Genomic DNA, 12,309 nt, shown 5'->3' with positions numbered 1-12,309 from the left:
CATGGTTCCGCAGATCCTGTTCAACACCAACCTGTTCGTCGACGGCATCAGCTTCGCCGGTGACGTGCCGACGCTGACGCTGCCCAAGCTGACCGTGAAGACCGACGACTACCGCGCCGGCGGTATGGATGCCCCCATCGACATGGACATGGGCCTGGAGAAGCTGGAGGCCTCCTTCAGCACCAACGGCGTTCGCCGCGAGGCGCTGGTCTACTTCGGCCTGGCCGACCAGACCGCGTTCAGCGGCAGCTTCCGTGGTTCGTTCAAGGGCCAGAAGGGGGCTACCACCGCGGTGGTGGCCACCTTGCGCGGCATGCTCAAGGAGGTTGACCCCGGCGATTGGCAGCCCGGGGAGAAGGCTGCCTTCAAATTCTCCGTTGGCGTCAGCTACTACAAGCTGGAAGTCGGCGGGCGAGTCATCTACGAGATCGATCCCGTCAACGGCGTGCGCGTCATCGATGGGGTGGACCAGCTCGCCTCGGTGCGCGCTGACCTGGGCCTGTGAGGAGATAGACGATGAGCAATGTTCAGAAAATGCCCGCCTGGCTGACCGTCGACGCCGATGCGGCGGTGATCCAACTGAGCCGTCCGGTGGAGTGCAACGGCATCCAAGTCGACCGCCTGCGCATGCGTGCCCCTACCGTGCGCGACATTCGCATCGCCCATCGAGCGGCCGGTGGCGACGAGACCGACCGGGAACTGCAACTGTTCGCCTCGCTGGTGGAGATCGGCCAGAAGGACCTGGAGGCCCTGAAGCTGGTGGACTACCAGCGTCTGCAGACCGCCTACTTTCGTCTGGTCGAGGACGATGGGAGCAGCGCCGGGGCGGATGCGTGACCTGGCCCGGGCGCTGGCGGCCCGGTACGGCTTCCAACCATCGGAGATAGATCGCATGACCTGTGCGGATCTGCTTTGGTGGCTGGGCTGCGACTGATAAGGGCCGACGCTGCGTTGCGGTGTGGCGTCGGCTGAGGAACACATCATGAGCAAGAACCTGGCGATTGGCCTGGTGCTAGGCGGCGCAGTCAGCGCGACGGTCGGCAAGGCCTTCGGCAACGTGTCGTCGCGCATCGATGCCTTGCAGAAGAAAGGCCAGCAAGCCCGTGCGTTGCAGGGCCTGATCGGCGAAACCCAGCGCCTGCAGCGTGAGTACCAGCAGTTGCACCGGGTGGGCGATGCCGCGGCTGATGGCGTGCTGCGTAAGCTCAATGGCAACCTGGATGCCCTGCGCAAGCAGGGCGTCGAGGTGCGCAACCTCGATGCTGCCTATCGTCGCATGGGGGCGACCACGCGCAGTCTGGAGTTGCGGGCCAGCGGCATGAATCGCATCAATGCTGGCGTGGCCCTGGGCAAGTCGGCGGCGGGGGATGCCGCGAAACTCGGCGCAGCCATGGTGGTGCCGGCGGCGGTGTCGGCGAACTACAACGCCATCGTCCGTGACATCGCGATCAAGGCGGGTGTCGCCGGTGCCCCGGAAGAGCGCGACATGTCGCGGCAGATCATCAGTACGTCGCGCGATACGGGGCTGGGACGTAACGACGTGGCCGGGCTGATCAACCAGCTGGTCGGTGCGGGCATGGACCTGGGTGCCGCGGTGAACTACGCGCCGGTGGCCAGCAGGTTCGTGGTGGGGCAGGGCGCCGGCGCGGACGATACCGGACGCATGATCAATGCCCTGCAGCAGAACGCACGGATCAGCGACCCGGCCGAGATGCAGCGGGCGCTGGAAGCCATTGCCTACCAAGGCCAGGCTGGCTCGTTCGAGGCCAGCGACATGGCGAAATGGTTCCCCTCGCTGCTGGCCGAAATGGCCAAGCAGGGGGTGTATGGCCTGGATGCGGTCACCCAATTGGGCGCCATGCTCCAGGTGCAGATGAAGACGGCCGGCTCGTCCGACGAGGCGGCGAACAACCTGAAGAACTGGTTCGGCAAGATCAGCTCGGGCGATACAGTCAAGGCATACTCCAAGGCTGGGATCGACTATCAGGGCTCGATGAACAAGGCCATCGCCAATGGCCTGTCGCCCGTCGAGGCCAGCTTCGAGCTTGCGCGCAAGTACATCGAGGCCGTGGATCCGTCGAAGGCCCAGGAGATGGCCAAGGGGCTGCAGTCGATCAGCAAGGAGTCGGATCCGCAGAAGGTCAAGGCCATGACCAATGCGCTGGAAGAGTCGCTGAAGACCGGCGATCTGTTCAGCGACATGCAGGTGAAGGCTGCGTTGACAGCCTACATGCAGAACCGCGACCTCTACCAGCAGCTGAAAACGGAATCGAGGAACGCCACCGGCATCCTGGAAAAGAACCTGCGAGAGCGCAGGGAAGCATCCCGGCAGCGCTGGGCCGAGGTCGGCCAGGCCTGGGACGATGCCCTACGTAGCATCGGGGATGCCATCGCACCGTTCACCGACTGGGTGGCGGACAAGGCCAAGGCTATTGGCCAGGGGGTTACACGGCTCAGTGATTCCGCCAAGGGCGTTGTGGTCGGCCTGGTCTCGGTCGCCGGTGCGCTTGTCGCCATCAAGTCGGCGGTGGCCACGTTCAGTGTCGGCCGCGGCTTGCTGGACCTGGCGCGCAGCGGCCTGCCTGGTCGGGGGGCGCGTGGTGGTGCTGGTGGCATCGGTGGAGCGCTCGGCGATGTTCTGGCCGGTGGAGCCGGCGGCGCTGGCGTGCAGCGGGTGTTCGTCACCAACTGGCCGCTGGGTGGTGGTGGGCTGGATGTTGGGCCTGGCGCAGGTGGCCGCCGAGGTGGTGGGCGCATCGGGCGGCTGGCCGGTATGGCGGGCGCGGTCAAGGGCACGCTGCCGATGGCCGTCCTGGCCTCTGGCCTGCAGGCCTACGACACCTACCAGAACGCGGAAACGCGGGACGAGAAGGCCGAGGGTTATGGCTCGGCAGCGGGCACCCTTGCCGGGACGCTGGCGGGCGCCGCCGCCGGTGCAGCGCTGGGCTCGGTCATCCCCATCATCGGAACGGCCGCCGGTGGTCTGATCGGCGGGATCCTGGGTGGGATGGGCGGCAGCAGCTTGGGGGGCACCCTGGGCTTGGCGCTGTTCGGCGAAGATAAGCCGGAGCGGACGGCCGCCGATGCGGCACCGAAGCCGGCGCCGCCGGCGGAGCCCGAGCAGAAGGCGCCGGTCAGCCAGTCGATGACCTTCGCCCCGCGGCTCTCGATCACCGTCCAGGGCGACGTGAAGGATCCGCGCCGCCTTGCCGACGACCTGTTCCCGCACCTGCGACAACTGTTCGACGACTACCGGGTGAGCCAGCAGCGCTCTGGTCTCTTCGATATCCCTAATGTTTAGGAGGGTGAGCGATAGTGGCCTACATGGAGCAACTACAGGGCGGCCTGCGCTATCTGGCCCAGGCAGGCGAGGCCGGCCGTAAGAGTCTGGACGGGGTGATGGGGCCGGTGAACGGGGCCATCAGCGAGATCACCGGCGCAGCCTCAGAGTTGGAGGGGCTGCCCGGTGTGCCTGCCGGCGTTGGCGACAAGCTGCGGCGTGCCATGCGTGGAATCGGTATGGCGCAGGCGAAGGTCGGTCGTGTGGTGTCGGTCTACAGCACCGCCACGCGAGTGGTGAGTGGCATCGATGACCGCATGGCCGAGTTGAAGCAGCAGACGAGTAGGGCGATGGTCGCCGTGAACAAGCTGGGAGGCTCTGTCAGCCCTGCCTTGGCCGATATCTTGCCGACCGAGCAGCAACGAGATCCGCTGAGCACATCGCCAGGTGCGGTTAAGCCGTTTCCCCACCTGCTGATCCTTCAGCCCCTGACGCCGGGCAGTCCGCAGTATTGCTTCAATCTGGACACCTCGGCGTTCGATCAGCTGACCCGGCAGAGTGAGTTCCGCTGGGCGTCGCAAGAGCGCCTTACGCGCAGGCCGGCGCAGCAGTCGCCCGGGCTGGGCGACGAGCGCATCACCTTGCGCGGTGCGATCTTCCCGCATTGGCGAGGTGGTCTTGGGCAGCTCGACACCTTACGCGAGATCGGTGCGCGCCGAGAGGCGCTGAACATGGTCACCGGGTATGGCCGGGATCTTGGCGTGTGGTGCCTGACGCGCATCGAGGAAGAGCAGGCCGCTCTCCTGCATGGCGGCATCCCGCGCAAGCAATCCTTCACCTTGGAGTTCGTCCGATATGGCGAAGATCTACAGAACGTCTGACGGTGATCTGCTCGATACCTTGTGCTACCAGGTCTACGGCCACCTCAACGGCACCGTCGAGTCAGTGCTGGAGGCTAATCCGGGGCTTGCAGACCGGCCCCAGCCTCTGCCTGCCGGCGTGCAGATCCTGATGCCGGACCTGCCAGCGGCGTCCAGCGAGGAGGTACAACTGTGGGCCTAATGGCACGTTGCCCTTGCTGGATGTGGCCGATACTATTGTTCTTGTCGATAACGCACAGGTCGGAAGTGCTATGGCAGCAACAGCATTGAGGAAGGTTAAGCGGAGCTGGTGGAGCGAGGCTATGTATCGCTTGGACTGGCTGTTTTGGGGAGGGGTGGCGGCAGTGGCTGTGGCGTTCGTTCCGCTCATTGGCTGGTTTATGTCGGTGGGTATCGTCGGGTTGATGCTGTGGAAGGTATTTGGCTTCCGCGAGGTAGTAACCGAGGGCGATTGTCCTGCCTGCACCAAAGGGCTGCACATCGATCCCAAGAAAGACGATGTTATAGCCTGTCCGGTTTGCCAAAGCGTTATTCAGGTGCAGCCTGATCGCCTGGAGCTGATCGACATCCGCAAATAGCAATACTCGCTACGCGTATTGAACCCGCCCTGTGCGGGTTTTTCATTTCTGGAGCAAGTGCATGAATCCTGCATTTCGTATCGTGGCCGATGGGGCGGATATCACGGCGCTGATTAATGACCGCCTGCTGATGCTGCGTACCTTGGACAAGGTCGGGCTGGAGTCCGACGAGTTCGAGTTGCGAATTGACGACCGCGACAGCTCGGTTTCGCTGCCGCGCCGTGGGGCGAAGATCGAGGTGCACCTGGGCTATGGCCAGGCCCTCGCCAAGCAGGGCGTTTACATGGTCGATGCGGTGGAGTTCGCCGGTCCCCCGGACGTCATCGTTGTCCGTGGCCGGGCCAGTGATATGCGCGGCAGTGGTAAGAGTGTTCGGAGTGGCAGCTGGGAAAACGTCAGCTTGTCGCGAATCGTCAGTGACGTCGCCGCCCGGAATGGCTGGAAGGCGGAATGCCCGGTGATCACGGTCGTGCCAAGGGCGGATCAGATCAAAGAGTCTGACTACCACTTCGTCACGCGCCTGGCCCGGCAGTTCGACTGCACGGCGAAGGTAGCCGACGGCAAGCTGTTGGTGCTGCCTCGTGAGGGGGGAGAAAGTGCCAGTGGCAAGTCGTTTCCGCCGGTCACGATCAGTCGTTCGGACGTATCGCGTTTCCAGTTCAGGCTTGATGACCGGGCTGTCCATTCCTCGGTCAAGTCGAAGTACCAAGACGCTGCGAGCGGTTCGTTGGTCGTCGTCGAGCTGGGCAACGATGACGCTCCCTCGGGCCTGCCGCCGATCCATACCGACCGTCATATCCACCCGAACAAGAGCGCCGCGGAGCAAGCGGCCAAGGCTAGGCTGGCAGCATTCAATCGCTCCACCGCCGGTGTGCGCTTGGAGATGCCTGGTCGTACTGGACTGTTCGCTGAAATCACGATCAATGCCTCGGGCTTCAAGGAGGGGCTGGATGGTAGCTACCTGGTCGACTCCGTCGAGCAGGTCTTCACCGCTGGCGGGTGGACTACAACGGTCGAGTGCAACGGAGGAAGGAAAGGGAAGGCCAAGGCTGCTGGCAAACGGAAGAAGCAGCCGAAGCAACTGAAGGTCGTAGACGTTTCGCAATGATGCTTGGCCCGCTCGACTTGGCCGAATAGCATCCCCTTTTCGCGTGAGGAGGGGATATGGAGCTCAAGGACGTACGGGTCGGTCTGCGTGTCTAGGTTCCGCTGCGGATGGTGCATGACACCTACCCGTGGAAGGAGCCTTACGGGACCGTCATTGAAATCGATTCGTTTATGGGGAATGAGCCGCGGATTCGCGTGTTGCTCGATGGTGAGATGGCTACCGTCATTGTCTGCCGAGCAGCGGATCTCGACTACGAGTAACCAGCTTTTGCCAACCAACAAGCCCGCTTCGGCGGGCTTTTTCATGCCCGGAGAAAATGAAATGCAACTGATTCCGCAATGGAAATTGTGGTACCGCCGTTTCAGCACCTGGATCATCACCATGATTCCGGTGATCGAGCTGTTGCGGCAGAACCTTCCCGCCCTGCAAGGGGTGCTGCCCGGCAATGCCTACCAGGTCGCATATGCCGTCCTCGTGGTGCTGGCAGTGGTGGCCATGCAGATCAAGCAGCAATCGCTGTCCGGTGCCGTAGAGCCGCCGGCAGAAGCCTAAGGAGGTCCAATGCCTATCACCGACGCGCAGCTGCTGCGCATCCTCCCGAACGCCGGCCCAAGAGCCGGCGTTTTTGTTCCTGCACTGAACCGGGCGATGATCCGTTACGGCATCACATCGAGCGTGCGCATGAGCGCGTTCCTGGCGCAGGTCGGCCATGAAAGCAGCCAACTCACCCGCCTGGTCGAGAACCTGAACTACGATGCCGCCGGCCTGGCCAGGGTTTGGCCGAAACGCTATGCCGGCGTCGACGGGAAGCCAAACGCCCTGGCGATGAAACTAGCGCGACATCCGCAGGCGATTGCCAACAACACCTACGCCGGCCGGAACGGGAATGGCGACGAGGCCAGTGGCGACGGTTGGGCCTATCGCGGCCGCGGCCTGCTGCAGGTTACCGGCCGCGCGAACTACCGGGCCGCCGGCAGCGGCATCGGCCAGCCCCTGGAAAGCGAGCCCGAACTGTTGGAGCAGCCGGAGTTCGCTGCCCTTTCGGCAGCGTGGTGGTGGGCCAGTCATGGGCTCAACGAGTTGGCAGACGCCGGTCGTTTCAACGACATCACCCGCCGCATTAACGGCGGATTGAATGGCCAGGCAGAGCGCCTCGATCTGTGGGCGACGGCAAGGGCGGTGCTGACATGAGCGGTGTGGCGTGGCGGGTTGGCGCCTGGGCGCTGGGCGTGGCCCTGCTGGTTGCGCTCGGTGCAGGCCTAGTCTGGTGGGGGTTGGCCCCGCGCATCGATCTCCAGGCCCAGCGCGCTGATGCCGCGGAGAAGGCCGCCGGTGACGCACAGCAGCTGGTCAGCCTGCAGGCCGGCGTGCTGGCCGAGCAGCAACGCCAGATCGGCCAGATCACCGAAATTGACCAGCGTATGCGCGCGCTGGCTCAGACCGTTTCCAGCAACGCCAGGGCCCAGGGTGCGGCCCTCGAGGAGTTACGTCGCAATGATCAAGCTGTCGATGAGTATCTGCGCGGGCTTGTGCCTGCTGGCCTTGGCCGGCTGTACGCTCGCCCCGAAACAACCGATCCCGCCGCCTACCGTAGCCCGGCAGTTCTGCCCGCTGGTGGCGTGCGTCCTGCCGGCGCGGCCGGCGGTGCTGGTGAACGACCAGTGGCGGCAGGCCCTGGATGACACCGAGGCCGCGCTGCTGAACTGCGCCAACCAGGTGCTGGAGTGCATACAGCGCCAGGACGCCCAGCGTCCGAAGTGAAGGAGCGGCCGGCGGGGTGCTGGAACACCCCGCCGGCCGCCAAGCCCGCAGACTATCCCTGCAAGCCCAGCCATGGCTCCCGCCTCGTGCACGAAGCGCGGCGAGCCTATCACCTGTTTATCCATACAGTAAAGGCTTGCACCATGAGCAACCCGATTTTCCCCTGGATGGGCGGCAAGCGCCGCCTGGCCGACCGCCTGATCCCCCTGTTCCCGCCGCACGAGTGCTACGTTGAGGTGTTCGCCGGCGGCGCGGCGCTGTACTTTCTCCGGCCGGTCCCGGCCCCGACCGAGGTGCTCAACGACCTCAACGGCGACATCGTCTGTCTCTATCGGGTGGTGAAGCACCACCTGGAGGAGTTCATCCGCCAGTTCAAATGGGCGATCTCCAGCCGCCAGGTGTTCGAGTGGCAGAAGCTGACCAGGCCGGAGACGCTGACCGACATCCAGCGCGCCGCCCGCTTCTATTACCTGCAGCACCACGCCTTCGGCGGGAAGGTCAGCGGGCAGACGTTCGGTACGGCCACCACCGGCCCGGCCATCAACCTGCTGCGCATCGAGGAAAGCCTGTCGGCGGCCTGGCAGCGCCTGGCCGGCACCTACGTCGAGAACCTGCCCTGGCTGGAATGCGCCGAGCGCTACGACCGGCCGCACACGTTCTTCTACATGGATCCGCCGTACTGGCAGACCGAGGGCTATGGCGTCGCCTTCCCCTTCGAGGAGTACGAGCGGATGGCCAGCTTCATGCGGCGGTGCAAGGGGCGGGTGATGGTCAGCATCAACGACCACCCCGACATCCGGCGCGTGTTCGAGGGGTTCCACGTCGAGCGGCTGGACATTCGCTACAGCAACACGAACCAGCGGCAGAGCCTGGCCGAGGTGACGGGGGAGTTGGTGATCATGAACTGGGAGCCGGCGGCGCTGGGAGGGCTGTTCTAGCGCCCGGGGCGCCGCGCATGTCGCGCGCGGGCACCCACTCGAACCAGCCGTTGATCGGGGCAATCGCCCGGTGCGGCCAGATCGCCCTCCAGTTTTTGGAAGGGTAGACGGTCAACGGCCCACGGGCAGGATCCGGTATCTATCTGGGAGGGTGCCAGGTGGTGGTGCTTGGTAGACCGGGACGCCGGCCTTTCTCGCGGCGGCCAGCACGGCCGCAGTCCTTGTCTTCCCTGGCCAGGCCACGACGCCGTCGGGCTGCAGGTCGAACATATCCAGAACATTCTGGGCCGTGATCACCTCGCAGCGTCTTCCTTTCGCCCAATACCTCGCCCAGTGCTCAGCACCCCAGCCCCCTGTCTGAATGATAGCGTCGATGCCCCGGCGGTCCTGTACGTGCTCTAGCACAACCCTGACATGGTTGTGGTCCGCATAGTCGCGGCCGCCACAGACAACTATCCGTACCGTCATGGTTCCACCGTTTCACTCGATGAGATGGTAGTCAGGGCTTAGGCGCGGATCAGCAGTCGCGCCGCGGCAGTTGTCTCCGATCAAGGGAGGGTGGCCGGGAAGGAAAACAAGTGCTTCGCTCTCAAAGGCGTATGCCAGCGCCTGCATGGTGATTCGACGCATTGGCTGGCCCGAAGACTCCAGCTCCCGTATTGCCCTGGTGGATACGCCTGATCTGAAAGCCAGTGCTTCGACGCTCCAGTCGAGCATATCCCTTGCCTTCTTGCAGTGCTCGGGCGTGAATGTCAGCGTGACGTCTGGATGCCAAATGGCATTGAAGATCGCGCGGCGTCTTTCAAAAAGGGCCTTCTCAATTTCCACAATGTTGGTTTCCATCTCGCTCTCCATAAGTAAATGGTGATCCATGGGATTGGATGATAGCTGTATTTATATACAGTATTTTGTGATGGAGACAAGCGGTGCGAAAGCGCGGTCCTATCGAAGTAGAATGCGTGCCTTTGAATTCAGGAGGCACCCAATGAGCTGGAATCTAGCGAACCGACCGGCCGATGAGCGCCAGGCGCAGGAGGACGAGAAATCCCGGCTGTTCGAGTTTTGGCAGCAGAACCTGGAGCGTGCGAAAGTCGAGGCTGGAAAGCTGTTCGGTGAACGCTCGAAGCGGAAGGGGCGGTGGGGCGATTGGGTGAAGGACGAGATCGACGCGCTTAGCCCGCCGGAGTATCAGGCACTGGTGCAACGCGAAGTGGATCGGCTGGTCGCCGCCGACAAGTAGTGCTGAACGGCCCGTCGCTGCTGGGTTTCCCGGTAGCGACGGGCCTTTTTTTGTGTCCGCCTCAAAAGTTTATTTTGACCATCCTATGGGCATCCGAGGCTGACAAATCCGACTTTGGGCGTTGCGGTGGACATGGGCGGCTAACCTCTAAGGGCGCGCTGGCGGCGCCTCTGATCAAAAAGTGCGCAATTCTAGCGGCAGCCCGCGCGCTTGACCAGCCTCCGTGAGACAAGCTGCCGCAGCGCCCCGCGAAAGCGCCGCCAGGCACAGGGTAAGGCCGCCGAACACCCTCTATAGTCATTCAGATCGAGCTTTCGCGGCGCTTGCATCGCCGAGTCCGTCGGCGCAGGATGCGCCGAATTTTTCCTAGAGGAATTTTGTTACATGTCCAACGCCAGCGCTGGAACCGCGGAGCAGCAGGAAAACCATTCAAGCTCCGCCCTGGGCATGATGGTGGCCGCGGTGGGCGTCTGCTACGGCGACATCGGTACCAGCCCGCTGTATACGCTCAAGGAAGTCTTCGTCGGCGGCTATGGCGTGCAGGTGGGGCACGACGCCATCCTCGGCATCCTTTCGCTGATCTTCTGGTCGCTGGTGTGGGTGGTCTCGATCAAGTACGTGATCTTCGTCCTGCGCGCCGACAACCAGGGCGAGGGCGGGGTGATGGCGCTGACCGCGCTGGCGCGCCGCGCCGCCCACGACTACCCCAGGTTGAGCGCGGTGCTGGTGGTGCTGGGCCTGTTCGGCGCCTCGCTGTTCTACGGCGACAGCATGATTACCCCGGCGATCTCGGTGCTCTCGGCGATCGAGGGCCTGGAGATCGCCTTCGACGGCCTGGAGCACTGGGTGGTGCCGCTGGCGCTGGTGGTGCTGGTCGGCCTGTTCCTCATCCAGCGCCATGGCACGGCGCGCATCGGCATCCTGTTCGGCCCGGTGATGGTGATCTGGTTCGTGGTGCTCGGCGCGCTGGGCCTGTACGGCATCTACCAGCACCCGGTGGTGCTCAACGCCATGAACCCGTACTGGGCGGTGAATTTCTTCGTGGTCCATCCGGGCATCGGCGTGGCCATCCTCGGCGCCACCGTGCTGGCGCTGACCGGCGCCGAGGCGCTGTACGCGGACATGGGCCACTTCGGCCGCAAGCCGATTTCCCGCGCCTGGTTCGCCCTGGTGCTGCCGGGCCTGGTGCTGAACTACTTCGGCCAGGGCGCGATGATCCTCTACAACCCGGAAGCCGCGCGCAACCCCTTCTACCTGCTGGCGCCGTCCTGGGCGCTGCTGCCGATGGTGGCGTTGTCCACCGTGGCCACGGTGATCGCCTCCCAGGCGGTGATTTCCGGGGCCTTCTCGCTGACCCGCCAGGCCATCCAGCTGGGCTTCGTGCCGCGCATGTTCGTGCAGCACACCTCCAGCCAGGAGCAGGGGCAGGTCTACATCGCCGGGGTGAACTGGGCGCTGATGGTCGGTGTGGTGCTGCTGGTGCTGGGCTTCGAGTCCTCCGCGGCGCTGGCCTCGGCCTATGGCGTGGCGGTGACCGGGACCATGCTGGTGACCACCCTGCTGATGGGCGTGGTGCTCTGGCTGCACTGGAAGTGGCCGCTGTGGCTGGCCATTCCGTTCTTCTGCATGATGCTGCTGGTGGACGTGCTGTTCTTCTCCGCCAATCTGCCGAAGGTGGTGCAGGGCGGCGCCTTCCCGGTGATCGCCGGTATCGCCCTGTTCATCCTGATGACCACCTGGAAGCGCGGCCGCCAGTTGCTGGTGGAGCGCCTCGACGAAGGCTCGCTGCCGCTGCCGCTGTTCATCGCCAGCATCCGCTCGCAGCCGCCGCACCGGGTACAGGGCACCGCGGTGTTCCTCACCGCGCGTTCCGACGCCGTGCCGCACGCGCTGTTGCACAACCTGCTGCACAACCAGGTGCTGCACGAGCAGGTGGTGCTGCTCACGGTGGTCAACGAAGACAGCCCGCGGGTCGCCACCGACCGCCGCTTCGAGGTGGATGCCTACGGCGAGGGCTTCTTCCGCGTGCTGCTGCACTTCGGCTTCATGGAGGACCCGGACATCCCGGCGGCGCTGAAGTACTGCCACCTCAACGAGCTGGACTTCAGCCCGATGCGCACCACCTATTTCCTCAGCCGCGAGACGGTGATCCCGTCCAGGCGCATCGGCATGGCGCGCTGGCGCGAAGGCTTGTTCGCCTTCCTGCTGAAGAACGCCAACGGCAACCTGCGCTACTTCAACCTGCCGCTGAACCGGGTGATCGAGCTGGGGACGCAGGTGGAGATCTGAGGGGCGCGCTGTGCGGCAACCTGAACGGATCTCATCCGCGAACCGCGCCGGGACACCCGGCTATCGCGGACAAAGTCCGCTCCTACAGGCGAAATAACATGCCCCAAACCTGTAGGAGCGGGCCCTGCCCGCGATTCGCGCGCAGGGCGCGCTCCTACATGGGAATGGCGTGGGTGGGGTTGCGTAGGAGCGGATCTCATCCGCGAACCGCGCCGGGACATCCGGCTATCGCGG

At 64.3% G+C, this 12,309-nt stretch carries 15 protein-coding genes; 13 read left to right on the top strand and 2 right to left on the bottom strand.

Annotated features, from left to right (window positions below):
* Position 1 precedes the first annotated feature (1 nt).
* The 11 genes from VV867_RS12360 (at position 2) to VV867_RS12310 (ending at position 8,546) form a co-directional block, all read left to right on the top strand.
* Positions 2–505, top strand: a complete 504-nt coding sequence (locus tag VV867_RS12360; RefSeq protein WP_328566530.1) for a phage major tail tube protein — start codon at positions 2–4, stop codon at positions 503–505.
* Positions 506–516: 11 nt separating this feature from the next.
* A complete protein-coding gene (locus VV867_RS12355; RefSeq protein WP_328566529.1) occupies positions 517–837 on the top strand; it encodes a phage tail assembly protein in 321 nt (106 codons plus the stop codon).
* 145 nt (positions 838–982) lie between these two features.
* Positions 983–3,301, top strand: a complete 2,319-nt coding sequence (locus tag VV867_RS12350) for a phage tail tape measure protein (protein WP_328566528.1) — start codon at positions 983–985, stop codon at positions 3,299–3,301.
* Between the two features lie 14 nt (positions 3,302–3,315).
* Positions 3,316–4,161, top strand: coding sequence for a phage tail protein (locus tag VV867_RS12345; RefSeq protein ID WP_328566527.1), 846 nt, complete (start codon positions 3,316–3,318; stop codon positions 4,159–4,161).
* Entirely contained in the window at positions 4,136–4,342 is a 207-nt protein-coding gene (locus VV867_RS12340; protein ID WP_328566526.1) for a tail protein X, read from the top strand. Before VV867_RS12345 ends, VV867_RS12340 begins: the two co-directional genes overlap by 26 nt.
* Positions 4,343–4,463: 121 nt before the next feature.
* On the top strand, positions 4,464–4,739 hold the full coding sequence (locus tag VV867_RS12335; protein WP_328566525.1) for a hypothetical protein: 276 nt from the start codon (positions 4,464–4,466) through the stop codon (positions 4,737–4,739).
* 61 nt (positions 4,740–4,800) lie between these two features.
* Complete coding sequence (locus VV867_RS12330; protein WP_328566524.1) at positions 4,801–5,847, top strand: phage late control D family protein; 1,047 nt, start codon at positions 4,801–4,803, stop codon at positions 5,845–5,847.
* Positions 5,848–6,168: 321 nt separating this feature from the next.
* Positions 6,169–6,399 carry a DUF7940 domain-containing protein gene (locus VV867_RS12325; protein WP_328566523.1) on the top strand — a complete coding sequence of 77 codons (231 nt, stop codon included), beginning with the start codon at positions 6,169–6,171 and terminating at the stop codon, positions 6,397–6,399.
* A 9-nt stretch (positions 6,400–6,408) separates the two neighbouring features.
* Positions 6,409–7,038 (top strand): glycoside hydrolase family 19 protein, encoded by a 630-nt coding sequence (locus VV867_RS12320; protein WP_328566522.1) that lies wholly within the window; start codon positions 6,409–6,411, stop codon positions 7,036–7,038.
* 120 nt (positions 7,039–7,158) lie between these two features.
* Complete coding sequence (gene lysC / locus VV867_RS12315) at positions 7,159–7,608, top strand: Rz1-like lysis system protein LysC (RefSeq protein WP_328566521.1); 450 nt, start codon at positions 7,159–7,161, stop codon at positions 7,606–7,608.
* Between the two features lie 143 nt (positions 7,609–7,751).
* On the top strand, positions 7,752–8,546 hold the full coding sequence (locus tag VV867_RS12310; protein WP_328566520.1) for a DNA adenine methylase: 795 nt from the start codon (positions 7,752–7,754) through the stop codon (positions 8,544–8,546).
* A 111-nt stretch (positions 8,547–8,657) separates the two neighbouring features.
* Here the strand turns inward: VV867_RS12310 and VV867_RS31165 are convergent, their stop codons facing one another.
* Together VV867_RS31165 and VV867_RS12305 are read right to left on the bottom strand one after the other, a co-directional pair.
* Positions 8,658–9,014: an SLOG family protein gene (locus VV867_RS31165; RefSeq protein WP_442965017.1), complete on the bottom strand. Its 357-nt coding sequence runs from the start codon at positions 9,012–9,014 to the stop codon at positions 8,658–8,660.
* Positions 9,015–9,026: 12 nt separating this feature from the next.
* Entirely contained in the window at positions 9,027–9,389 is a 363-nt protein-coding gene (locus VV867_RS12305) for a helix-turn-helix domain-containing protein (RefSeq protein WP_328566519.1), read from the bottom strand.
* A gap of 142 nt (positions 9,390–9,531) precedes the next feature.
* Here VV867_RS12305 and VV867_RS12300 point away from each other — a divergent pair, with 142 nt between their 5' ends.
* Positions 9,532–9,786 carry a hypothetical protein gene (locus VV867_RS12300; RefSeq protein ID WP_328566518.1) on the top strand — a complete coding sequence of 85 codons (255 nt, stop codon included), beginning with the start codon at positions 9,532–9,534 and terminating at the stop codon, positions 9,784–9,786.
* 384 nt (positions 9,787–10,170) lie between these two features.
* Positions 10,171–12,075, top strand: a complete 1,905-nt coding sequence (locus tag VV867_RS12295) for a potassium transporter Kup (protein WP_109932199.1) — start codon at positions 10,171–10,173, stop codon at positions 12,073–12,075.
* Positions 12,076–12,309 lie beyond the last annotated feature (234 nt).

Source organism: Pseudomonas sp. JH-2 (assembly GCF_036231725.1).
In the GTDB taxonomy this organism is placed as follows: domain Bacteria; phylum Pseudomonadota; class Gammaproteobacteria; order Pseudomonadales; family Pseudomonadaceae; genus Pseudomonas; species Pseudomonas delhiensis.
The sequence above is the reverse complement of the archived record's forward strand: the minus strand, read 5'-3'. Positions and strand labels throughout refer to the sequence as shown.